This is a genomic window from Afipia sp. MLSD5-FHT05B12 (assembly GCF_058793355.1).
On record NZ_JBXAFS010000021.1, the window covers coordinates 47214 to 70196 of the forward strand.

Sequence of the window (22983 nt, forward strand, 5' to 3'; positions counted from 1 at the left end):
GTTTTGGCCTTCCCCTCACCCCCGAATCAGGTGGACCGTTACGTGACCCGGCTATGCGCCATGCGCTGGCCGCCGAACGCACCGTTCGCCGTCAAGAGCTCAAAAATGCCGAACAAAATGTTGATCGATGCCACCCATCCGGAAGAGACCCGGGTGGTCGTGGTCCGCGGCAATCGCGTCGAGGAATTTGATTTCGAGTCTGCCCAGCGCAAGCAACTGCGCGGCAACATCTATCTCGCCAAGGTCACCCGCGTCGAGCCATCGCTGCAAGCCGCCTTCATCGAATACGGCGGCAATCGCCATGGCTTTCTGGCCTTCAGCGAAATCCACCCCGATTACTATCAGATCCCGGTTGCCGATCGTCAGGCGCTGATCGAGGCCGACGAACGCGCGCACCGTGAAGCCGAAGAAGAATCGGAAAACCGCTCCAATCGCAGGCGCTCCCGCCATCGCAGTTCCCGGCGCCGCGACCGTGGCGAGCGTGTGCAGAGCGCGATTGTCGAAGGCGCGAGCCCGGAGGCGGAAGCCGCGCAACCAACCGATGCCGCGCAGGTCGGCGATCACGCACCGGATCACGGCCATGATGATGCGCACGACCATGACCACCAGCATGATAATGCGCATCAAGACGAACATGGCCACCAGCATGGTGAGGCTCATGACGTTGCGGCCCTCCCGGCTGGAAGCGATTACCAAGAAGAGCACCATGCCGACGATGCCACGTCGGCCGTAGCATCTCAGGAACTGTCTGCACCGGTCGCCGCACGGGGCGAGTACGCCCATGACGATCATTCCCATGACCAAGCGCTCGATGATCATGAGCATGACGATCATCAGCCCGAACCGCACGCCCATGATGAGGCTCACGAAGCGCCCGTCGTTCCTCTCGGTGACGACCATCAAGACGAGCACCACGCCGACGATGCCGATGGTGACGACGATGAAGACGGTGAAGACGCCGAGGAAGAAGTCGTCGAGTCGGTCGGTGGCGACGACGTGCTGGAAGAAGTGCCGGAACGCGCCTTCCGCCCTCGCCGCCAGTACAAGATTCAGGAAGTCATCAAGCGCCGCCAGGTGATGCTGGTTCAGGTCGTCAAGGAAGAGCGCGGCAACAAGGGCGCGGCGCTGACGACTTACCTGTCGCTCGCCGGCCGTTATGCCGTGCTGATGCCCAACACGGCACGCGGCGGCGGCATCAGCCGCAAGATCACCTCAGCACAGGATCGTTCGCGCCTGAAAGACGTGGTGCAGGATCTCGATGTGCCGGAAGGCATGGGGATCATCCTGCGCACCGCCGGCGCGTCCCGCACCAAGCCCGAGATCAAGCGCGACTTCGAATACCTGATCCGGATGTGGGAAACCGTCCGCGACACCACGCTGAGATCGCAGGCTCCGACCCTCGTTTACGAGGAAGGCTCGCTGATCAAGCGCTCGCTGCGCGACCTCTACAACAAGGAAATCGACGAAGTCCTCGTTGCCGGTGAATCCGGTTTCAACGAAGCCCGTGATTTCATGAAGATGCTGATGCCAAGCAATGTTCGCGCGGTGAAGCAGTATCGCGACGGCCAGCCTCTGTTTTCGCGCATGGGCGTAGAGAGTCAGCTCGACGCGATGTTCTCTCCCACGGTGACGCTCAGATCTGGCGGCTACATCGTGATCAACCAGACCGAAGCGCTGGTCTCGATCGACGTCAATTCCGGGCGCTCCACCCGCGAACATCACATCGAGGATACCGCGCTCAAGACCAATCTCGAAGCCGCCGAGGAAGTCGCACGCCAGTTACGCCTGCGCGATCTCGCGGGTCTCATCGTGATCGATTTCATCGACATGGACGAGAAGCGCAACAACCGTGCGGTCGAGCGCAAACTCAGCGACTGCCTGCGGCAGGACCGTGCCCGCATCCAGGTGGGACGCATCTCGCACTTCGGCCTGCTCGAGATGTCGCGCCAGCGCATCCGCGCCAGCGTGCTGGAAAGCTCCACCGAGCCTTGTCCGCATTGCGGCGGCACCGGTCACGTCCGCTCGGTCTCGTCCGTCGCGCTGCAACTGCTGCGCGGCCTCGAAGAGACCCTGATGAAGGGACCGACCCACAATCTGACGGTGCGCACGCGGACCGACGTCGCGCTCTATGTGCTCAACCACAAGCGCGGCCACCTGCGTGATCTCGAAAACGGATTCAAGGTCACGCTGGCGGTTATCGCCGATGCGACGATCAGCGGTCAGCAGTCCTACGTGATCGACCGCGGCGAAGCCGTTCATACGCTCGAAGCCGCCAAGGCCATCCTTGCGGCACAGCTCGCCGCATCCCCGGCTCCGGTCGAGGACACCTACGACTACGAAGATGACGAGACTTTCGAAGCCGAGGTCGAGTTCGAAGGCGACGATGAGGACAATGCCGAGACTCAATCAGCCGACGCGGCTCCTGTCGCGGAGGGCGAAGAAGGTCCGCGCCGCAAGCGCCGCCGCCGCAGGCGTGGCCGTGGCGGAGAAGCGCGTGACGGAGTACAGGCTGCCGATAGAGGCGATACGCCCGGCATCGCGCCACAGGATGACGCCATCGGCGAAGCCAGTGACGGCGATGAAGGCGACGACGAGCAGGACGAGCAGAACGGCGAGCCACGCACCGAGCAGAACGCGAATGGCGAACGCCGTCCGCGCCGCCGCGGCCGCCGTGGCGGCCGCCGCCGCCGTGGTGGCAACGAAGCCAACACAGCTGAGGGTGCCGAACCTGGCGAGGGAATTGTCTCTACTATCGCCGACGATCTCGGGCCGCTGCCGGAATCTGAAGCCACCGAGGCTGCCGCCGATTTGTCTGCACCGGCAGAGCCGGCGCGCGAGGAGCGTCCCGCTTACGTCCCACAGCCTGAGCCGGTGACGCCTCCCGTTATTTCGACGCCGGAAGATACCGAAGCAGCTCCGCGCAAGCGGTCGACTGTTCGCGAGAAGGTCAGCTTCTTTTTCGGCGAGACGCCTAAACAGGAACAGGAACCCGCTCCTGTTCAAACACAAACACCGGCGCCGTCAACGGAGCCGACGCAGCCGCAGACCGAGACCCCTCAACCGCGACGCGCGGGCTGGTGGTCGCGGCGCGGCGAGTAACATCCGAACATACACGAATGAACCGCCCGCTTCGCAGCGGGCGGTTTTGCATTTGGACCTGGAAATCCGCAATCAACCCTTGGTGAGCCAACGCGTAATGCGCGCCACGGCCTCGGTGATTTCCTGCGTCGAGCGCGAGTAGGAAAATCGCACGAAGGACTTTCCGTGAAACGGATCGAAGTCCACGCCGGGTGTCGCCGCAACATGCGCCTGCTGCAGCATCGTCTTGGCAAACTCGAAGCTGTCGGCGTTGAACTTCGAAACGTCAGCATAGAGATAGAACGCACCATCCACGGGCAAGAATTCCGTCAGCCCGACTTTCGGCAACCCCTCGATCAGGATTCGCCGGTTCTCTTCATACCCATGCTTGATAACATCCATTTCCGCGCAGCCGTCGAACGCGGCTTCAGCCGCGATCTGCGATAGCGTCGGCACGGAAATCGACAGGTTCTGCTGCAACGTCTCGACCGAGCGCACCAACCCTTCCGGCACGACGATCCAGCCCACGCGCCAGCCGGTCATGCAGAAATACTTCGAAAACGAATTGATGATGATCGCCTCGGACGAAAGCTCAGCAGCCGTCACTGCCGGAAACGCATAGTCAAGGCCGTGATAGATCTCGTCCGAGATGAAGCGGATGCCGGCGCTATCCGCTGCGGCGATCAGGTCCGCCATCGCCTCGCGCGTCATCATGGTGCCGGTCGGATTCGCTGGACTGGCGACCAGCACACCCTTCAGCGGCGTCTTGCGATGCGCCTCGAGTAGCATCTCACCGGTGAGAGCGTGCCGTGTGGCGCTGGTTGTTTCGATCAGGACGGGCTCGCATCCAAGCGCACGCAAAATGTGACGATATGGCGGATAGCCCGGGGACGTGATTGCAACACGGTCGCCAGGCTCAAACGCGGACAGGAACGCAAGAACAAAGGCCCCCGAGGAACCCGTGGTGATCACGATGCGCCCGGGATCGACATCCTGCCCGTAAGTTTCACGGTAATGGCGCGAGATACGCTGACGCAGCGGGAGAATACCGACCGCGGCAGTGTAATCGATTTTCCCGACATCGAGCGCCGCGCGCGCAGCCGCGATCGCCGTCTGCGGCGCGGGAGCCGCGGGCTGTCCCACCTCCATGTGAATCACGTGGCCGCCCTCGGCCTCGATTCTGGCGGCGGCCGCCATCACATCCATCACCATGAACGGCGGAACATTGCCGCGGCTGGAGGGCGTCAAAAGGCTTTTTGCCTTGTCTCTGAGCGTCATATCGAGCATGAAATCTGCTATTCCCGGAAACTGCGGCATGCAAGGAAAGCATGCGGCACCGTGCCGTTGTACCGCCGCATTCGGCGTCTTGTTAGATTGTGATTTTAGCACCCTACAGGCCGCCGCTCCATTGCCAAGCTCGCTGACCAAGCCATGACAAATGCCCTCTTGACCGCGCCAGCCGTCCGCTCGCCGATCCGCGCCGTCCTGCGGCGCGCGACCGCGGTGGTCACCACGGCGGCGCTGCTCGTCGGGTCATGGCCCGTGCATGCGCAGCAAGGGGGGCCACCTCTCCTGCGCGATGCCGAAACCGAGCAACTCCTGCGCGACTACACGCGTCCGATTCTGCGCGCGGCGGGTCTCGAAAAACAGAACATTCAGGTCGTCATTATCAACGATCCGGCATTCAATGCCTTCGTCGCCGACGGACGCCGCATTTTCGTGAACTACGGGGCATTGCGCGAATCCGATACGCCGAACCAGATCATCGGCGTGCTGGCCCACGAAACGGGACACCTTGCCGGCGGACATCTTGCAAAACTGCGCGAGCAGATTTCCCGTGCTCAGACCCAGTTGATCATCGCCATGTTGCTTGGCTTGGGCGCCGCCGTCGCGGGCGCGCGCTCAGGTGCTGGAAACGCCGGTGCTGCGGCAGTCGCAGCACCTCAGGCCGCGATCATGCGCACCATGCTCTCCTACCAGAGGCAGCAGGAAGAAAACGCGGACAGGGCCGGCGTGAAATTTCTCAACGCCACCGGCCAGTCGTCCAGGGGAATGTACGAGACGTTCAAGCGGTTCTCCGAACAGGGGCTGTACGCGTCCCGCGGCGCCGATCCCTACAATCAGTCGCATCCGATGCCGGCAGAACGCGTCAGGGCTTTGGAAGAACTGGCGAGATCGAGCCCGTACTGGGACAAGAAAGACGATCCGGCGTTGCAGCTCCGTCACGACATGATGCGCGCCAAGGTGTCCGGCTTCATGGAACGTGCGGATACAGTGTACCGCCGCTATCCCTCATCAAACGACAGCCTGCCCGCACGCTACGCCCGTGCCATCGCCACCTATCGTCACGGCGACCTGCGCAACGCCCTCTCGCAGATCGATGGCTTGATCAAAGTCCAGCCCAACAACCCTTACTTTTACGAGTTGAAGGGCCAGGCGCTGCTTGAGGGAGCCAAGCCCAATGAGGCCATCGCCCCGCTTCGCAGGGCGGTGCAGCTCTCCAACAACGCACCGCTCATCGAGATGTTACTTGGCCAATCCTTGGTGGCATCCGAGAATAAGGCCTACGCTGAGGAGGCCATCAAGATTCTGCGCGCAGCGCTGATACGGGAGCCCGAAGCGGCGCTCGGATACACGCAGCTCGCGATGGCTTACGGCCGCAAGGGCGACTATGCGGAAGCCGATCTCGCCTCGGCCCAGGCAGCCTATCTGCGCGGAGACCAGAAAACGGCGCGAGACCTCGCCTCGCGCGCAAAGACGCGGTTTGCCATCGGCACCCCCGGCTGGGTCAAGGCCGATGATATCGTTAATACGAAGCCGATAAAGAATTGAACGGTCCACACAGTCACGAAGGAACACTCATGGTCTCGCTCCGCTCTCTTGCTCCATACGCCTTCGCACTGGTGCTGGGTCTGCCCGCCGTGTCGCATGCGCAGTCGTTCAGCGACGCGCAGAAGAGCGAGATTCAAAAAATCATCAAGGACTACTTGGTAGCCAATCCCGAACTGCTCGAAGAAATGTCAGCCGAGTTGCAGAAGCGGCAAGCCGTGGCGGAAGCGGAAAAGCATCGCGCCGCCGTCAAGCGTAATACCGACCTGATTTTCAATTCTCCGCGCGGAGTCGTTGTCGGCAACCGCGAAGGCGACGTCAATTTCGTCGAGTTTTTCGACTACAATTGCGGTTACTGCAAACACGCGATGGCCGACATGCTCACCCTGATGAAGTCGGATCCGAAGCTGCGCGTCGTACTGAAGGAATTCCCGGTACTCGGACCAAGCTCGGTCGAGGCCGCCCAGGTTGCGATCGCCCTGCGAATGCAGGACCCGACCGGCAAGAAGTATCTCGACTTCCATCAGAAGCTGCTGAACGGACGCGGGCAGGCTGACAAGGCACGCGCCATGGCTGCGGCGAAGGAAGCAGGCGCCGATATGGCCAAACTCGAAAAGGACATGACCAGCCCCGAGATCAGCGCGACGCTCAATGAGAACTTCAAGCTCGCCGAGGATATGGGTCTCAACGGAACCCCGAGCTACGTGATCGGCAAGGATGTCGTGGTCGGCGCAGTTGGGGCTGAGGGACTTGCCAAGAGGATTTCCGAAGCCCGCTGCGGCAAGGCGACCTGCTAGGCCCGGTTGCCCCGGGTCGGAGCGTTCGCCCAAGACATCGTTAAGATTGGTTAACCAGTAATTTCAGGGCCTTCTATCGGGATTTTCAGGTGATATCTAAATGATTTGGCGGGGGATGGCGAAGCCGATCAGGCTTCCCTCCCGGCTCCATGTTGCCTATAAACCGCCCCACGCTGCGCGCACCCGCATTATTTCGCCGACATTGCTGGATTTGGTTTTCGGATGGCAAAGACGATTTACGTGCTCAACGGGCCGAACCTCAATCTGCTCGGTACCCGCGAGCCGGAGACCTATGGCCATCACACACTCGCCGATGTGGAGAAGCTCTGCCACGACAGCGCCGCCCGCTATGGCCTGGTCGCTGATTGCCGCCAATCAAACCGCGAAGGCGAACTGATCGATTTCGTGCATGAGGCCGGTGCGAAGAAAGCCGCCGGCATCATCATCAACGCTGGCGGATACTCGCACACGTCGATCGCACTCCATGATGCATTGGTCGCAGTCAAACTCCCGACTGTTGAAGTTCACGTCTCCAACATCTATGCGCGTGAGCGCTTCCGTCACCACTCCTTCGTTGCGTCTGCTGCCGTGGCAACACTGTGCGGCTTCGGAATCGACGGCTATCGCCTCGCAATCAGCGGCCTTGCCGCGAAGATCGGCGTCAAGGCGCAAGCCTGATACGTCTGCCTGTCATTTACTGAGAAAGCTCCGGATTACACATGGCCTCCTCGCCGAAAGACCCATCTGCTCCCAAGGAAAAGCCGGCCGATGAGCGCGAACTCATTCGCGAACTGGCGATGCTGCTCGATGAAACCAATCTCACGGAAATCGAGATCGAGCGCGCTGGATTGCGCCTGCGGGTCGCGCGCAATATCAGCATCGCTGCACCTGTTTCCTACCAGCCCGCGCCTGCTGCTGCCTCGGCTTCCGCGCCTGCACCTGTCGTGGCCGCGGCCGCACCCGCCGACATTTCAAAGCACCCCGGCGCCGTGCCGTCGCCGATGGTCGGCACGGCTTATCGCGCCTCCGAACCCGGCGCGAAGCCGTTCATCGATGTCGGCAGCAAGGTGAAGGTTGGCGACACGCTCATCATCATCGAAGCGATGAAGACGATGAACCAGATCCCATCGACGCGCGCGGGCACTGTCACGCAAATCCTCGTCGAAGACGGCCAGCCGGTCGAATTCGGCGAACCGCTCGTCATTATTGAATAATCCCACTGTCAGGCGCTGCGATGTTCGACAAGATCCTGATTGCCAATCGCGGCGAGATTGCATTGCGCGTGTTGCGCGCTTGCAAGGAACTCGGCATCGCGACCGTCGCAGTTCACTCAACCGCCGATGCGAACGCCATGCATGTCCGTCTTGCGGATGAAAGTGTCTGCATCGGACCGCCGCCCGCGAAGGACAGCTATCTGAACGTACCGGCCCTGCTCGCGGCATGTGAGATCACCGGCGCCGACGCTGTCCATCCCGGCTACGGCTTCCTCTCTGAGAATGCTCGCTTCGCCGAAATTCTCGCCGATCACAATCTGCATTTCATCGGTCCGAAGGCGGAACACATCCGCCTGATGGGCGACAAGATCGAGGCCAAGAAAACTGCCAAGCGGCTCGGCATTCCTGTTGTGCCCGGCTCGGACGGTGGGGTCGGTCCCGGCGACGATGCCATGGCCATCGCCAGGAAGATCGGTTTTCCGGTTCTGGTGAAGGCGGCGGCCGGCGGCGGCGGCCGCGGCATGAAAGTCGCGCAGACCGAGGCCGATCTGATGCTGGCGCTGTCCACCGCGAGCAATGAAGCCAAGGCGGCGTTCGGCGACGGCTCGGTCTATCTTGAAAAATATCTCGGCAAGCCTCGTCACATCGAAATCCAGATCCTCGGCGACGGCCGCGGCGGCGCGATCCATCTCGGCGAGCGCGACTGTTCGCTGCAACGCCGCCACCAGAAGGTTTGGGAGGAAGGCCCCTCGCCGATCCTGAACGCCGCCGCGCGCGCGAAGATTGGCGAGACCTGTGCAAAGGCGATGCGCGAGATGCAGTATCTCGGCGTCGGCACCATCGAATTCCTCTACGAGGATGGCGAGTTCTACTTCATCGAAATGAACACGCGTATTCAGGTCGAGCATCCCGTGACCGAGATGATCACCGGGATCGATCTGGTCATCGAGCAAATCCGCGTAGCCGCCGGCGGCGATCTGCCATGCGCGCAGGAAGACATCGTCATCAACGGTCATGCCATCGAGTGCCGGGTCAACGCCGAGAACCCGGTGTCCTTCCGGCCCTCGCCGGGCAAGATCATGCAGTATCACCCGCCAGGCGGACTCGGGGTCCGGATCGATTCAGCCGTGTATCAAGGCTACGTCATCCCGCCCTATTACGACTCGCTGGTCGGCAAGCTTATCGTCCACGGCAAGACCCGCGGCGAGTGCCTGATGCGCTTGCGTCGCGCTCTGGACGAGATGGTGGTGGACGGCGTCGAAACCACGCTGCCGTTGTTCCGTGGGCTGGTGCGCGAGCCCAGCATTATCGACGGCGACTACCACATCCACTGGCTCGAACATTACCTGGCAGCCGGCGACACCAAGTCATCCTGAACTGCCGCTCCCTGTCCTTGCAGGTCAATCAGGACCCCGGTCCACCGGCATGGCCAGCGCACCGTGTCGCGGCTGAAGAACGCCGCACAACCGCAGGTCAAACGAGCTGTCGGCACTGCTTGACGGTCGCGGAAGGCCGCGCAACCTGCTATGATTGCGCATGAGCTCGCGCGACGCCGCATCGTCCGAAATTACGCCGAGTGTTTTGCTACGCGCTTACGCCTGCGGCATTTTCCCGATGTCCGAAAGCGCCGATGACCCCACGATTTTCTGGGTCGAGCCCGAGAAACGCGGCATCATTCCGCTGGACGGCTTCCGCATCGCATCGCGCCTTGCGCGCACGGTTAGATCCGATGTCTTCCGCGTCACCGTCAACACAGCTTTCAAGCAGACCATCGCCGGGTGCGCCGCACCGCAGCCGGGCCGTGACGATACGTGGATCAATGGCCGCATCCGCGACCTTTACACGTCGCTGCACCAGATCGGTCATTGCCACAGCATCGAAGCCTGGCACAGCGATCAACTCGTGGGCGGGCTTTATGGCGTCAGTCTCGGCCGCGCGTTCTTCGGGGAGAGCATGTTTCACACCGAACGCGATGCCTCGAAGGTCGCGCTTGTCCATCTCGTGGCTCGCCTTGTCGCCGGCGGCTTCGTGCTGCTCGATACGCAATTCGTGACGGATCATCTGCGCACCTTCGGCGCGGTCGAAGTCCCGCGGCGCAGGTACCGCGCCATGCTCGATGAAGCAGTCACCGGACAAGCCGACTTCTTCGCGCTCCCTGCAAGCCGGCCTGTCACCGGTGCTGAAGCGCTGGCGTGCTTGACGCAGAGTTAGCCGGCTTCAGTTGTGCTGAGCCCGCTACTGCCGGAACGGCGGGAATGGATTTGGCGGCGGCAGTGGCCGCTGCACGGCCGGTTGCTTCGCCGGCCGCTTGGGCTGCTGCTGGGGCGGCGGAACTGGCGCTGCTTTTGGCGCTTCCTGCTGAGCCACCGTTGCGGATGGACCTTTGCAGTCGGTCAGCCAGATATCGTAGATCGGATGCTCGACGCCGTGCAGACCCGGGCTGGCTGCGAACATCCAGCCGGAGAAAATCCGCTTTACCTCGCCCTGCAGCGTGATTTCGTCGACCTCGACAAAGGCGTCGGTGTTGGCAGCTTCAGTCGACGGTCGCGTATAACAGGCCTGCGGCTTGACGCGCAGCGCGCCGAACTGGACAGTCTCTCCGATGTCGGCGTCAAACTTGATGATGCGGCCGGTGATCTTGTCGAGGCCCGCGAAAACAGCCTGCTTGTTGACGATCTTTTGCCCCGGAGGTTCAGTCACGACTTCATCGCCCGGTTGCAGCGTCGCGGCTGAAGGCGGCGCGCTGCGTGGCTGCTTCTGACCCGGCGGAAGGCCTGGCAATGGATTGACCGCAGCATTCGGCGTACCCTGTCCGGGCACCGCGGGCTGACCTGGAGCAGCCGCCGTTCCCGGTGGTGGTGGCAATGGCTGGGTCTGAACGGTGCCGGGCGGCGGCACACCTTGCCCCGGCAACTGACGATTGGGTGTCGGGAGCAGACGGCCTTGCGGAGGAAGATCAGGCACCTCCTCCTCTTCGGGTTCCTGAACGGGCTCGCCGCGCTGCTGCACATTGGCCGGCGGACGCGGCCTGTCGGAAAAGATATTGCCGATCTGCGCATGGACGGGCGTCGCCGCCAGTATCAACGGGACTGCGCTCAAGGCTGCGAAAGAGAATGTTGTGATGGTTCGGAACATCTTGCGCAGCTTTACAGGAACCCGGTGCCGCAGGGTGCGAAGCGATTTCCGGAAAACATCGTGCCCCACACCTGTCGGAACGATCACATTCAAGATCATAAACTGATCCGGCCCCAGTGTTCGATTCAACCGAATCGTGTCCGCGCCATTCTACAGAAAATGGGCCGCGCGCAGATTATCGGTTAACACGCCGAATACGGCGGGGAAAGGGCGGGCAATTCACACCACCTGCCAAACCAGTGTACTTGTATACGCGCCGTTACTGTCCCGGGGTCCAGGACTGATAGTCGCCCGTAGCTTTCGGCCGACGACCGGCAGCGAGCGTCGAGCCCGACGGGCGGTAGGCAGCAGGCGTACCGGTCATGTTCGGCTTGTGCGGCTTTTCCCACTCGCGCGGCTTGTAATCGATCTCGGTCGGAGGCGTGTCCACGGTGTGATGCAGCCATCCATGCCACGCGGGTGGCACGCGGGTCGCTTCGGCGTATCCGTTGTAGATCACCCACCGGCGTTCAAATCCCAGCGTCGGATCGATCTTGCCGCCGCGGGTGCGGTAGTAGGTGTTGCCACCCTCATCCTGTCCGACCACCTCGCCAAATCGCCGGGTCCAGAGCAGCGTGCCGAAGGTCGTGCCGCTCCACCACGTGAAAAAGCGCAGGAAAAACAGCTTCATGGCGAGAATCCGAAGTGGGCGCGCAAGGGTGCGCGATGGCCGTTTGATGCCATTCAGCACACCAATTGTCCAGTGCTAACAGCAACTTGGTGCAAAGCATGAACCTCCGGCGGACGTCGGCGTTGACACCCCTCACTGACCAACCCGCCGAAATCCTCACGATGATCGATGTCATCAAATACAGTTATGCGGAGAGTCTGAACACGCTCTGGCTACTGCCGAACTGGCTGACGGCGTCGGTACTCGTAATCGATGGAGTTATGGTCGCGTTGATTGCAACGCCGTGTTTGGCGGCGGATGGTGGTGCCGCTGAGTTACTTCATCGAAAAGCCATTCCAGAACTGGACCCGCGAAACCTCCGCACTGATCGGCTCGGTGTTCCTGCACGTCGATTACATCGTGCCGGTGGAGAAGCTCCGCGAACGGCCGATGGACGCGGCCCGCGCCTCGCCGCTCTGAGGCGGTCGCCTTGTGATGCTTCAAGTCAGCGACGCCACCAAGGATAACACGGTTGAACTGCGTGCGTTGCCAAGCGCGCGAAGCGCCCCTGCGGCGTGGGATCTGCGCTGTGAGGAGCGCGAGAAATTGATCGCCTACTTGCAGGAAGACTATCCCGGTGCATTGCCACGCCAGCGTCAGGAATTCGTGCCGCGCAACGAACCGGATCGAACTCCGCTGTCACCTCGTGCGCTGGTATCGCATCACCGTGCAGGGCGAGGGTTCATCATGAGGAACACCATTTCGGCGCAATCCGTTCATGCTGCATTGGGTCAGCTCGTGCGAACGTGAACCTCAAACTTTGGAAAGCACGGAACATCTCACGTTCGCTTCCATTCTTTCATGAAGTTCACCCGGAGTTCGAACACATGATCAATCTCAAAGCAATCAGCGCTGCCGCGCTTCTGGCAGTTACGCCTGTCCTCGTCGCAACGACCGCAGATGCGCGGCCGGAAGGACGTAGCGGTGGCGCTGCATTCCACGCCGGTGGCGGAGGCGGTGGTTTCCGTGGCGGCGGCTTCGCGGCGCGTCCAGGTTTTGGTGGCGCGGCCGTGGCGCGACCCAGCTTCAGCGGTACTCCGCGTGTCGGCAGTAGCGGCGTTCGTTTCTCGGGGCCGCCCTCAACCGTGTTCGGAAACCATGCGATCTCAGGACGTCCCGTCGCCCAACTCGGAGGTGGCGGTCAGTGGAGCGGAAATCGGCATTGGCACGGGCGCAGGCATTGGCGCGCTCCAGGGTACGGCTTCGGGGCTAGCTTGGCGCTCGGTGCAATAGGCTCATCGTATTATTACAACGACCCGTCCTACTACGATGACACCTACGCTTACGCGCCGGAGACCTATGTCGACGACGGACAGTATGCTGCCGCGCCAACGGCTGACGGCGACGCGGCTTACTGCGCCCAGCGCTACCGATCCTACGACCCGGCGTCAGGCACATACCTGAACTACGACGGTAACCGCTATCCCTGCCCGTAAGCAGTCGCGCGATACCTGACTTCCGGCCTTTGGGGCGGTGTTCCGGAAATGGAACCGCCCCAGAAGCGCCTGAATCCAAACCAACATTGCTCTCTGCTGCATGGAGCCGCGCATTCCGCGTAGCCCCCGATGCAGAGTGATCGATGCGGGCTTTGGAGTGAGGAAGATGATCACCTTTAGGAATGGATGCGCGATCGCAGCCGTTGCGCTGGCGCTTCCGGTGGCTGCGATGTCATCCAGCCATGCTGCCCCGCTGGCGCCGAGCCAGCCTCTCGCGGCTGCCCATGCGGGCACCGATAGTTCGCTCGTGACTCAAGTTCAGTGGCGGCGACGCGGATATTATCACGGCGGCGGCGCTGGCCTCGGGATCGGACTTGCCGCCGGCGCTCTCATCGGTGGCGCAATCGCGGCTGGCTCAAACCCTTACTACTACGGCCCGGGATATGGCTACGGTTACGGCGGTCCGGCGTACTATCCCGCACCGGCCCCTGTAGTGGTCGCGCCCGGCTATGGTGATGCGGAAGCCTACTGCATGCGGCGTTACCGCTCCTACGATCCGGCATCGGGCACGTATCTCAACTACGACGGCAACCGCTACCCCTGCCCGTAAGTTCGACAAACATCTAATTTCGAGAACGGCGATGCATTGCATCGCCGTTTTTCTTTGTATCGATGCTGGATCAACGGAGCGACGGAGCGCCTAGAACGAAACTTTCACGCCGCCCCTGCCGGTGATGGTTTGGCTTTGGTCGGACATCGCAGTGAACTCGGCTGCGCCAAATACCGAAACACCGGTAGCGTTACGCCAGTCGAAGCCGGCCCCCGCATAGAAGCCGACGATGCTGCCCTTGCCCGGCGTTGCGAAGGCGAGGCTCTGCCCAAGCAAGATGGTGCTGACATTGCTGTCGCCGACGCGCTGCAAGGCAATCAGGCCTGCGGTGCCACTCAACTGAAGCTGCTCGGTCGGCGTTGCGTTTGTCGTATGCGTCAGCTTCAGCTCGCCGCGCTCCTCGAAATTGTGCGAGGTGCGTGAAGCCACCGTCAAATTCGTACTCGCCCCGCTTTCCTGATAACCGACAAAACCGGCAGCAAGATAGCGCACACGCGCGGATGGAGTCAGCGTCAGGTTATAGCCGAGCGATTGCTTGAGGCCGTAGGCGATTTCAGGACTGACGAACCAGCCGTTGTACTTGCCCGCGGCGTATTCATAGCCTGGCACAAGATTGTTGGCGATCGTGCGCTTCACATCGTTGCTGCTGTAACCGCCGAGCAACGAGAAATCCAGGAACGCGCGGCCCATCGCATAGCGGCCGTAAAGACCGCCGAACAAGATATCGCTCGAGGTATCGCCGGAATGCAGATCGATGGTCGACCTGATCGCGCCGCCGCCGATAAAACCGCCGAGGCGCAGGCCGGGCTGCACCGTCTTGTCGAGGCCAAGCACGCCGCCATAAAAGTTGCTCACCGAGCGCAGCGTCGGCGCATCGGCCTGCTGAATGCGCTGGCCGCCAAAGCCTTGCGCCCAGATGCTTGTGCCATCGGCCGCAGTGAAGCTTGGATTACTCAACAGCACGCGGTCATTGCTGGCATAGGCCAGCGCCGGAATCCCGGAGAAAGCGTCGTTGGCCATATCGCGCGCGACATTGCCGGACGGAGCGAAGCCGATAGCCGCCGACCCGCTGCCGCCGATCGGCGCTGGATTGGTAAGGCGGCTCGTCACCAGCGAGGTGATCGTGCGCGTGACATCGACCATGTTGCGGTCTGCGTTGGCGAAGGACGTCGGGTCGAGAATGGCGACCGTGTTGCCGCTGACGACATAAGGCGCGCCGCCGGTGACGTTCACGACCGCGCCGGTATCAGTCAGGCCGCCAGTGGTGCATCCGCAACCGCTACCTCCGAATGTCAGCACGGATGAGATGTCATGGCCGCTCAGGATATTGACTTTGGTGCCGACCGAGAATGGATCGGACGTGTCGCCGTTGAGAATGATCTCTCCGACAATGCGGGAGCCAGGCAGGATGTTCAGCGTTGTTGGCGTTGCGGGATCGAACTGGGCGAGATTGATGGCCAATCCACCGCTCGAGGTTCCATCGACCAAACCCGCGTTTGTAAAACTGGCCATGCCGATCACACCAGCAATTACATCGACCGTGCCGTAAATGCTGCCGGCATTCAACGCGGATGCATCGCCGTTGCCTCCTGCGACGCCAGCGGCCGTCACAACAGGGCCTATGACGGTGCCGTAGTTTGCAGTGATCGCGTTGCCGTCGCCTCCGGCCATACCGCTCCCGGTAAAAATGCCTCCATTCACGAAGCCGATGTTCACCGTTGTTGCGTTGCCTCCATCAATGGCGCCGCTAAAGATTCCCGGTCCAAAGCCCGCGTTCGCGATGCGTCCGGAATTAATAGTGATTGCGTTGCCGCCATCGAAGGTCTGAGTAATAATCGTATCGACTATGCCGGAATTGATACTGGTTGCGGTGCCTGCGCCAGAACCCAGACCGCCATTGCTTGTGACCGTGGTCAGACCGTCAATGACAATACCAGAATTGGTGGTCGTGGCGTTTCCGCCGCCATCTGCCGTGGTGCCAATCACGCTCGCCACGAAGCCCGAATTGATCGACGTCGCCGACCCGCCGACCAGCGCCGAGCCGGGTACGGTGGAAGTGGTAATCGCGAAAGCGCTTCCGGAGTTGTTGGTCAGCGCATTGCCGCCATCCTGCGCGGCTGTCGTGATGCCCTGAACAACCGTTCCGGAGTTCGTCGAGGTCGCATTGCCCGCGCCGGTCAACGTGCTGATGTATGTCCCGATGATCCCCGAATTGTTCGACGTCGCGTTGCCGAGGCCGCTGGCTGAGGTGTCCAGCATGTCGGCATTGATGCCGGAATTCGTCGCAGTGACGTTGCCATCGACGCTGGTCGTTGTGATTCCGTTGCTCGCGCCGGAACTTGTGATCGTCAGATTGAACGTACCGAGCTGATCCTGAAGGAACGGAACGGCTGTCGTCCCGGTATTGGTGCAGGCGACATCGCTCGCGCCGAGCGTCCCGACGCAGGCAAATTGTGCATGTGCGTCCGTCGATGGCAGAGTCACAGCGGCGATGATCGCAGCCATGATCGCGATCACAGGGAATCGCATCGCACGCGCTATCCGCACGCGCGTCTCCAACGCCCGGTCCGCAACAATCGACGCCACGCCCAACCCCATTCCCTCGGCAGCATGGTCAGCCGCCGATAGCCCACCGGGAACCTAACAGGCTCAGGTTCCAGGGGCTGTTACATTTGGGATACAGCGTTGATTTATGACGTATTAACAGGCGCTTTCTGCGCGCATTGAGACACCGCCGTCTCAGGATCGTGACGCCAGAACGACGCCTGCAATGGTGAATCCGAGCGCCGCGATCTTGGCCACGCCGAGCGGCTCGCCGAGCGCTGCGGCAGACGCCAGCACGCCAATGACCGGCACCAGCAGCGTCCCGATGGCGGCGACCGACGCTGGCAATCGTTGTAACGCAGCAAACCAGCAGGCGTAAGCCACGCAGAACTGGATCACGATCGAATAGCCGAACAAGGTCCAGCCAAGCGACGACAGCGCCATGAAGTGCGGCTGTTCAAGCATGAGACCCGCAAGCCCCACCGGCAGACACCCGATCAGGATCTGCCAGACTGCCGAGGTCAGTGGTGGCAGTCCGAGCGGCCAGCGTTTGCCGAACACCGTGCCCAGCGCAAACAGGAACGCACCGGACAACGCCAAGACAATGCCCGGCAGCTTGGCGTAGCTTGCAGCAATACCTCCGCCGCCCATCAGCGCGATGAGCCCGGCGATGGCCATCGCCATGGCGGCCACGCGCAGCAGCGAAATCCGTTCGCCGAGAAGCGGCCACGCCAGCGCCGAGGCCCAGACTGGCATTGTATAGGCCATGACCGCAGCTTCGCTCGCCGGCAGATACACCAGCGCCAGACCCATCAGCGCCATCCATGCCGTCACGTTGAGCAACGACAGCAGCACAAGCCGCGGCCACGTCGCACGTGGCACCCGCAGCGGCTGACGAAACGCCAATGCCAGCAGCGCCAGCAGCGCGGCGCCGATGATGCCCGACAGGCCGCGCACCGAGAGCGGCGGCAATTCCATCAACAGTTGTTTGGTGACGGGCCAGTTCAATCCCCAGCCGACCGATGTCGCGACCAGCAGCAGGTAGCCGATCGTTCGCGTTCGCCGTTCTGCTGCGGCTCGCGCTTCGAGCGACATTTCGATCAGCGCTTCGGGTGGCGTGCGGCTATCCACAGGTTTGGTCCTTCGACTCAAAATTCCACACCATGTGGATGACGGGGAGAAAGACCACGCGCACGGCACGCGATCCACCCGAAATCCGCAAAATACGCGCATACCAAAGACGCGATTTTGGAGGCTCGCGACAAAGCTTGGAGGAACTCACAAGGAGGTGAGATTTCGGCTTCCGAATCCACAAGGACTCACCGATACTTCCCGCAATGCGAACCGATCCGGCGATGCATCATCCCGCTGGAAATCCGCATTTTCCACCATATTTAGTATTTGATTCAGGTTTCGACACTAATCCTTGACGTGCCGGATGGAGTCGGCCTAGCTTTAGGATTGTCCGGCGCGGGGGTTTTCAGTCCCGCCGGGCACCTCCCGAAAAGGGTCGAGAAGGCAGCTCCGTCAGACCGGTCGAGGTCACGGGACGTGGATTTGTCTGCTCTTTTTTCGGAACCGGACGGCAATCCGGGCAAAGGCGAAACCGCGGCAAGCCGTGGTGCAAAAGGCGAGTTTGGGGCGTTCGGGCAAGGCTGGTTTTGGGGACCGTACCTTGCCCACCAGAGTTAACAGGCCGCGGCTTCGGACTCGAATACGGGACGACGTGAACGGCAGAAAACGGCGAACGAACCGGTTCGCAAATTGAAATCTCCGGCTTACCGTCAGGGACGGGAGCGCCGGTAAAAGACGGGGCACTACAATGCGCATCGAACGCCGCTACACCAAAGCCGATCAGTCACCCTACGCCGCCATCGATTTCAGGCTGACGACAAGTGAGATCCGTAACCCCGACGGCTCGGTGGTGTTCCGCCTTGAGAATGTCGAGGTGCCGGAGTTCTGGTCGCAGGTTGCCTCCGACGTTCTTGCGCAAAAGTATTTCCGTAAAGCCGGCGTCGCCTCGCGCCTGAAAAAGGTCGAGGAAGAAACCGTTCCCTCGTGGCTGTGGCGCTCGGTGCCGGACACCGAGGCCCTCGCCGCCCTCCCCGAATCCGAGCGCATCGGCGGCGAGCATTCCGCCAAGCAGGTGTTCGATCGCCTCGCCGGCTGCTGGACCTACTGGGGCTGGAAGGGTTCGTACTTCTCGTCGGAAGAAGACGCCCGCGCGTTCTACGACGAATTGCGCTTCATGCTGGCCAAGCAGATGGTCGCGCCGAACTCGCCGCAGTGGTTCAACACCGGACTGCACTGGGCCTACGGCGTCGATGGTCCCGGCCAGGGCCACTATTATGTGGACTGGAAGACCGGCAAGCTGACCAAATCCAAATCGTCCTACGAGCATCCGCAGCCACATGCCTGCTTCATTCAGGGGGTCGATGACGACCTCGTCAACGAAGGCGGCATCATGGACCTGTGGGTCCGCGAAGCGCGCCTGTTCAAGTACGGCTCCGGCACCGGCTCCAACTTCTCACGCCTGCGCGGCGAGGGTGAAAAGCTCTCCGGCGGCGGCCGCTCTTCGGGCCTGATGTCGTTCCTCAAGATCGGCGACCGCGCGGCGGGCGCGATCAAGTCCGGCGGCACCACGCGCCGCGCGGCCAAGATGGTGGTTGTCGATGCCGACCATCCGGATATCGAGACCTATATCGACTGGAAGGTGAAGGAGGAGCAGAAAGTCGCGGCCCTCGTCACCGGCTCCAAGATCAACCAGAAGCACCTCAAGGCCATCATGAAGGCCTGCGTGAACTGCGAAGGTTCGGGCGACGACTGCTTCGATCCCGAGAAGAACCCGGCGCTTCGCCGCGAGATCAAGTTCGCGCGCCGCGCCATGGTGCAGGACAATCTCATCAAGCGCGTGATGCAGTTCGCCAAGCAGGGCTACACCGACATCTCGTTCGACACCTATGACACCGACTGGGATTCGGAAGCGTATCTCACCGTCGCCGGCCAGAACTCGAACAACTCCGTCTCGCTGAAGGACGACTTCCTGCGCGCGGTGGAAACCGATGGAACATGGGATCTGATCGGCCGCACCAACAAGAAGGTGACCAAGACGCTCAAGGCCCGCGACCTGTGGGAGAAGATCGGTTACGCCGCCTGGGCGTCGGCCGATCCCGGCCTGCACTACAACACCACCATGAACGACTGGCACACCTGCAAGGCCAGCGGCGACATCCGCGCGTCCAATCCGTGCTCGGAATACATGTTCCTCGACGACACGGCGTGCAACCTTGCGTCGGCTAACCTGCTCACGTTTTACGACACGCAGACCCGCCGCTTCGACATCGAAGCCTATGAGCATCTGTGCCGGTTGTGGACCGTCGTGCTCGAAATCTCGGTGATGATGGCGCAGTTCCCGTCCAAGCCGATCGCTGAACTCTCCTACGAATATCGCACGCTCGGCCTCGGTTACGCCAACATCGGCGGCCTCCTGATGACCATGGGCCTCTCCTACGACTCCAAGGAAGGCCGCGCACTCTGCGGCGCGCTGACCGCGGTGATGACCGGCACCAGCTACGCGACCTCCGCCGAAATGGCGAAGGAGCTTGGCCCCTTCCCCGGCTACAAGAAGAACGCCGCGCACATGCTGCGTGTGATCCGCAACCATCGCCGCGCGGCGCACGGCGAATCCCGCGGCTATGAAGCGCTCGCCGTCAATCCCGTGCCGCTCGATCACGCGAGCTGCCCGCAGGGCGACATCGTCACCCGCGCGAAGGCCGTCTGGGATCAGGCGCTCGAACTCGGCGAACAACATGGCTACCGCAACGCGCAGACCACGGTGGTCGCGCCGACCGGCACCATCGGCCTTGTGATGGATTGCGACACCACCGGCATCGAGCCTGACTTCGCACTGGTGAAATTCAAGAAGCTCGCTGGCGGCGGCTACTGGAAGATCATCAACCGCGCCGTTCCGGAAGCGCTGCGCGCCCTCGGCTACCCCGAGAACGAGATCGCCGAGATCGAGGCTTATGCCGTCGGCCACGGCTCGCTCTCCAACGCGCCGGGCATCAACGCCTCGACCCTTCGCGCCAAGGGCTTCACCGACGAAGCGCTGAAGAAGGCCGAAGCCGCGCTACCGACCGCCTTCGACATCAAGTTCGCCTTCAACAAGTGGACCTTCGGCGAAGACTTCCTGCGCGACACGCTCAAGCTCGATCCCGAAGCCATCGCGGCTCCTGGCTTCGACCTGCTCACCGCGCTCGGATTCACCAGGCGCGAGATCGAAGCCGCCAACATCCACATCTGCGGCGCGATGACCGTGGAAGGCGCGCCGCACCTGAAGGCCGAGCACTACGCGGTATTCGATTGCGCCAATCCCTGCGGCAAGATCGGCAAGCGCTATCTCTCGGTGGAAAGCCACATCCGCATGATGGCGGCGTCGCAGCCCTTCATCTCGGGTGCGATTTCCAAAACCATCAACATGCCGAACGACGCTACGGTGGAGGACTGCAAGTCCGCCTATCTGCTGTCGTGGAAGCTGGCGCTCAAGGCCAACGCGCTCTACCGCGACGGCTCGAAGCTCTCGCAGCCGCTGAACTCGCAGCTCATCGCCGATGATGACGAAGAGGACGACGCGATCGAGGCGTTCTACGACAAGCCGATGGCGGCGCGCACCACCCAGGTCTCGGAGAAGATCGTCGAGAAGCTGGTCGAGCGCATTGTTGTGATGCGCGAACGCGAGAAGATGCCGGATCGCCGCAAGGGCTACACCCAGAAGGCCGTGGTCGGCGGGCACAAGGTATATCTGCGCACCGGCGAATACGACGACGGCCGCCTCGGCGAGATCTTCATCGACATGCACAAGGAAGGCGCGGCGCTGCGCTCCTTCATCAACAACTTCGCCATCGCCGTTTCGCTCGGTCTGCAATACGGCGTGCCGCTGGAAGAGTATGTCGACGCCTTCACCTTCACCCGCTTCGAGCCCGCGGGCCCGGTGCAGGGCAACGACTCGATCAAGTTCGCGACCTCGATCCTCGACTACGTGTTCCGCGAACTCGCCGTGTCGTACCAGTCGCGCTTCGATCTCGCCCATGTCGATCCGAGCGAGACCAACTTCGACGCGCTCGGCAAGGGCGTCGAGGAAGGCAAGTCGCCGGATGCGTCGCACTCCTCGAAGTACCTGTCGAAGGGCCTCACCCGCTCGCGCACCGACAAGCTCGTCGTCATGCAGGGCGGTGCTGTCGAAGCGCAGGCGTCTAGCAACGTCACGTCGATTGCGGCCGCAGGCGCAACCGCTTCTCATCCCTCCCCCCTTGGTGGGGAGGGTGGCGCGCGCAGCGCGCCGGGTGGGGGGGCAAGCGCCCTCACCGCTCTCAAGGCAGAGCCCGAGCGTGAACTGTCGCCCACCGAAAAGCTGGAGCAGCAGAACTGGAGCAAGTCTGGTTCAGCCGCAGCAGCCACGGCTCAGGCCGCACCGAGCAAGGCCGAGCGCCGCGCGGAAGCCAAGGCCCGTGGCTATGAAGGCGACATGTGTACGGAGTGCAGCAACTTCACGCTGGTGCGCAATGGCACGTGCATGAAGTGCGATACGTGCGGCAGCACGACGGGGTGTTCGTGAGGATTTCGACAAAATAAAAGGCCGCTCGAAAGAGCGGCCTTACTTCATTCAGTACAAATTTTATCAACGAGACGGGGTTGTTATCAAAGATTCCGAAGATTCGCTTTCGAAGTTCTCTGCATCGTGTGAAAGCGGTCTGCGTTGAGCGATCCACCTTGCCAAGTGCTCGTGATGTTGACGCAACAATTCAGCGTTAGCGCGCTCGATTTCCTCGACCGTACGTCGAATTGGTATTAGGCCCGCCATCTGCTCCTCCGTATTCAAGCATTGATAACAGAAAGCTTATATCTGGATAACCCATGCCCGATTCTTTCCAGAAGATAAAACAGCCCGAACTGGTATTCGGCTTTGTATGCCCTATCGGCGCCGATTTAATGCCCGCGATTAACGCATTTCGGCTTTATTTTCAGCGCCGCAACTACAAAGTAGTCGAGATCAAAGTTACCGATGTATTCAACGTACTGCAGAAGTACTTTGTTCCCGAACAGCCACTCGACAAATCGACGCTACACCGCCGTTATGTCACGTACATTGGCTATGGCAATCAAGTTCGTGCAAAATTCGGAGACGCAGCACTGGCATCCCTCGCCATAAGGCGAATAATGGCGAAACGGGTTAAATTGCCAAAATCGGACGAACAGTACAGTAAGACTGTATATCTGATTCATCAATTCAAGCGCAAAGAGGAAATCGATATCTTGCGCTCAGTGTATGGAAGACTGTTCTTCCAAATCTCAATCTATTCGCGCCGCGGAGCGAGAGTTGACTATCTCTCAAGAAAATTCGCCAACAGCGACCACATGACCGGCCCACTCAAGTACCGCCATCTTGCCGAGTCACTGGTTCAAGATGACGAGAACGAAGTTGGAAAGATACACGGGCAACGCGTTGCAAAAATATTTCACGATGCTGATTTCATCGCCAATTTGGACGTCGACACTGACCTGCTCCCCTGAATCGCCCCCGATTATAAGTTAGGGTTCTGTTCTCCAATCGAGGAGACGGACGATGCGTAAG

Annotated in this window: 16 protein-coding genes and 1 pseudogene; 12 read left to right on the plus strand and 5 right to left on the minus strand. The window is 61.4% G+C overall.

Features of this window, described 5'->3' with window-relative positions; genetic code table 11:
* Nucleotides 1-105: 105 nt before the first annotated feature.
* On the plus strand, nucleotides 106-3099 hold the full coding sequence (locus AC1Q6J_RS20130) for an Rne/Rng family ribonuclease (RefSeq protein WP_492280959.1): 2994 nt from the start codon (nucleotides 106-108) through the stop codon (nucleotides 3097-3099).
* A gap of 72 nt (nucleotides 3100-3171) precedes the next feature.
* Here the strand turns inward: AC1Q6J_RS20130 and AC1Q6J_RS20135 are convergent, their stop codons facing one another.
* The gene (locus tag AC1Q6J_RS20135) at nucleotides 3172-4365 is read right to left on the minus strand and encodes a pyridoxal phosphate-dependent aminotransferase (protein WP_492280960.1); all 1194 of its coding nucleotides are present in this window, start codon (nucleotides 4363-4365) and stop codon (nucleotides 3172-3174) included.
* Nucleotides 4366-4509: 144 nt separating this feature from the next.
* Between AC1Q6J_RS20135 and AC1Q6J_RS20140 the strand changes: the two genes are divergently transcribed.
* The 6 genes from AC1Q6J_RS20140 to aat all read left to right on the plus strand — a co-directional run bounded on the left by AC1Q6J_RS20140 (nucleotide 4510) and on the right by aat (nucleotide 10129).
* Nucleotides 4510-5910 (plus strand): M48 family metalloprotease, encoded by a 1401-nt coding sequence (locus AC1Q6J_RS20140; RefSeq protein WP_492280961.1) that lies wholly within the window; start codon nucleotides 4510-4512, stop codon nucleotides 5908-5910.
* 29 nt (nucleotides 5911-5939) lie between these two features.
* On the plus strand, nucleotides 5940-6704 hold the full coding sequence (locus AC1Q6J_RS20145; RefSeq protein WP_492280962.1) for a DsbA family protein: 765 nt from the start codon (nucleotides 5940-5942) through the stop codon (nucleotides 6702-6704).
* Between the two features lie 222 nt (nucleotides 6705-6926).
* The gene (gene aroQ, locus AC1Q6J_RS20150) at nucleotides 6927-7382 is read left to right on the plus strand and encodes a type II 3-dehydroquinate dehydratase (RefSeq protein WP_492280963.1); all 456 of its coding nucleotides are present in this window, start codon (nucleotides 6927-6929) and stop codon (nucleotides 7380-7382) included.
* Nucleotides 7383-7423: 41 nt separating this feature from the next.
* Nucleotides 7424-7918, plus strand: coding sequence for an acetyl-CoA carboxylase biotin carboxyl carrier protein (accB, locus tag AC1Q6J_RS20155; RefSeq protein ID WP_492280964.1), 495 nt, complete (start codon nucleotides 7424-7426; stop codon nucleotides 7916-7918).
* A 20-nt stretch (nucleotides 7919-7938) separates the two neighbouring features.
* Nucleotides 7939-9294, plus strand: a complete 1356-nt coding sequence (accC, locus tag AC1Q6J_RS20160; protein ID WP_492280965.1) for an acetyl-CoA carboxylase biotin carboxylase subunit — start codon at nucleotides 7939-7941, stop codon at nucleotides 9292-9294.
* 160 nt (nucleotides 9295-9454) lie between these two features.
* Nucleotides 9455-10129: a leucyl/phenylalanyl-tRNA--protein transferase gene (gene aat, locus AC1Q6J_RS20165; protein WP_492280966.1), complete on the plus strand. Its 675-nt coding sequence runs from the start codon at nucleotides 9455-9457 to the stop codon at nucleotides 10127-10129.
* A 24-nt stretch (nucleotides 10130-10153) separates the two neighbouring features.
* Here the strand turns inward: aat and AC1Q6J_RS20170 are convergent, their stop codons facing one another.
* Both AC1Q6J_RS20170 and AC1Q6J_RS20175 read right to left on the minus strand, forming a co-directional pair.
* A complete protein-coding gene (locus AC1Q6J_RS20170; protein WP_492280974.1) occupies nucleotides 10154-11053 on the minus strand; it encodes a DUF2155 domain-containing protein in 900 nt (299 codons plus the stop codon).
* A gap of 259 nt (nucleotides 11054-11312) precedes the next feature.
* Nucleotides 11313-11723 (minus strand): NADH:ubiquinone oxidoreductase subunit NDUFA12, encoded by a 411-nt coding sequence (locus AC1Q6J_RS20175; RefSeq protein WP_492280967.1) that lies wholly within the window; start codon nucleotides 11721-11723, stop codon nucleotides 11313-11315.
* A 288-nt stretch (nucleotides 11724-12011) separates the two neighbouring features.
* Here AC1Q6J_RS20175 and AC1Q6J_RS20180 point away from each other — a divergent pair.
* The 3 genes and pseudogenes from AC1Q6J_RS20180 to AC1Q6J_RS20190 all read left to right on the plus strand — a co-directional run.
* Nucleotides 12012-12372 (plus strand): annotated as a pseudogene (locus tag AC1Q6J_RS20180) (mechanosensitive ion channel family protein); the annotation flags it as partial.
* Between the two features lie 217 nt (nucleotides 12373-12589).
* Nucleotides 12590-13198, plus strand: a complete 609-nt coding sequence (locus AC1Q6J_RS20185; protein WP_492280968.1) for a BA14K family protein — start codon at nucleotides 12590-12592, stop codon at nucleotides 13196-13198.
* A gap of 166 nt (nucleotides 13199-13364) precedes the next feature.
* Nucleotides 13365-13808: a BA14K family protein gene (locus AC1Q6J_RS20190; RefSeq protein ID WP_492280969.1), complete on the plus strand. Its 444-nt coding sequence runs from the start codon at nucleotides 13365-13367 to the stop codon at nucleotides 13806-13808.
* Between the two features lie 90 nt (nucleotides 13809-13898).
* Here the strand turns inward: AC1Q6J_RS20190 and AC1Q6J_RS20195 are convergent, their stop codons facing one another.
* Together AC1Q6J_RS20195 and AC1Q6J_RS20200 are read right to left on the minus strand one after the other, a co-directional pair.
* Nucleotides 13899-16337 carry an autotransporter outer membrane beta-barrel domain-containing protein gene (locus tag AC1Q6J_RS20195; protein WP_492280970.1) on the minus strand — a complete coding sequence of 813 codons (2439 nt, stop codon included), beginning with the start codon at nucleotides 16335-16337 and terminating at the stop codon, nucleotides 13899-13901.
* Nucleotides 16338-16547: 210 nt separating this feature from the next.
* Complete coding sequence (locus tag AC1Q6J_RS20200) at nucleotides 16548-17447, minus strand: DMT family transporter (protein ID WP_492280975.1); 900 nt, start codon at nucleotides 17445-17447, stop codon at nucleotides 16548-16550.
* 727 nt (nucleotides 17448-18174) lie between these two features.
* Here AC1Q6J_RS20200 and AC1Q6J_RS20205 point away from each other — a divergent pair.
* Both AC1Q6J_RS20205 and AC1Q6J_RS20210 read left to right on the plus strand, forming a co-directional pair.
* Nucleotides 18175-21966, plus strand: coding sequence for a vitamin B12-dependent ribonucleotide reductase (locus AC1Q6J_RS20205; RefSeq protein ID WP_492280971.1), 3792 nt, complete (start codon nucleotides 18175-18177; stop codon nucleotides 21964-21966).
* Nucleotides 21967-22265: 299 nt separating this feature from the next.
* Nucleotides 22266-22922 carry a hypothetical protein gene (locus AC1Q6J_RS20210; RefSeq protein ID WP_492280972.1) on the plus strand — a complete coding sequence of 219 codons (657 nt, stop codon included), beginning with the start codon at nucleotides 22266-22268 and terminating at the stop codon, nucleotides 22920-22922.
* Nucleotides 22923-22983: the final 61 nt, after the last annotated feature.

Bases quoted from the DNA above. Each gene is read 5' to 3' on its own strand.
- AC1Q6J_RS20130 (WP_492280959.1), top strand. From the start codon at position 106: ATGCCGAACAAAATGTTGATCGATGCCACCCATCCGGAAGAGACCCGG.
- AC1Q6J_RS20135 (WP_492280960.1), bottom strand. From the start codon at position 4,365: ATGCTCGATATGACGCTCAGAGACAAGGCAAAAAGCCTTTTGACGCCC.
- AC1Q6J_RS20140 (WP_492280961.1), top strand. From the start codon at position 4,510: ATGACAAATGCCCTCTTGACCGCGCCAGCCGTCCGCTCGCCGATCCGC.
- AC1Q6J_RS20145 (WP_492280962.1), top strand. From the start codon at position 5,940: ATGGTCTCGCTCCGCTCTCTTGCTCCATACGCCTTCGCACTGGTGCTG.
- aroQ (WP_492280963.1), top strand. From the start codon at position 6,927: ATGGCAAAGACGATTTACGTGCTCAACGGGCCGAACCTCAATCTGCTC.
- accB (WP_492280964.1), top strand. From the start codon at position 7,424: ATGGCCTCCTCGCCGAAAGACCCATCTGCTCCCAAGGAAAAGCCGGCC.
- accC (WP_492280965.1), top strand. From the start codon at position 7,939: ATGTTCGACAAGATCCTGATTGCCAATCGCGGCGAGATTGCATTGCGC.
- aat (WP_492280966.1), top strand. From the start codon at position 9,455: ATGAGCTCGCGCGACGCCGCATCGTCCGAAATTACGCCGAGTGTTTTG.
- AC1Q6J_RS20170 (WP_492280974.1), bottom strand. From the start codon at position 11,053: ATGTTCCGAACCATCACAACATTCTCTTTCGCAGCCTTGAGCGCAGTC.
- AC1Q6J_RS20175 (WP_492280967.1), bottom strand. From the start codon at position 11,723: ATGAAGCTGTTTTTCCTGCGCTTTTTCACGTGGTGGAGCGGCACGACC.
- AC1Q6J_RS20185 (WP_492280968.1), top strand. From the start codon at position 12,590: ATGATCAATCTCAAAGCAATCAGCGCTGCCGCGCTTCTGGCAGTTACG.
- AC1Q6J_RS20190 (WP_492280969.1), top strand. From the start codon at position 13,365: ATGATCACCTTTAGGAATGGATGCGCGATCGCAGCCGTTGCGCTGGCG.
- AC1Q6J_RS20195 (WP_492280970.1), bottom strand. From the start codon at position 16,337: ATGCGATTCCCTGTGATCGCGATCATGGCTGCGATCATCGCCGCTGTG.
- AC1Q6J_RS20200 (WP_492280975.1), bottom strand. From the start codon at position 17,447: ATGTCGCTCGAAGCGCGAGCCGCAGCAGAACGGCGAACGCGAACGATC.
- AC1Q6J_RS20205 (WP_492280971.1), top strand. From the start codon at position 18,175: ATGCGCATCGAACGCCGCTACACCAAAGCCGATCAGTCACCCTACGCC.
- AC1Q6J_RS20210 (WP_492280972.1), top strand. From the start codon at position 22,266: ATGCCCGATTCTTTCCAGAAGATAAAACAGCCCGAACTGGTATTCGGC.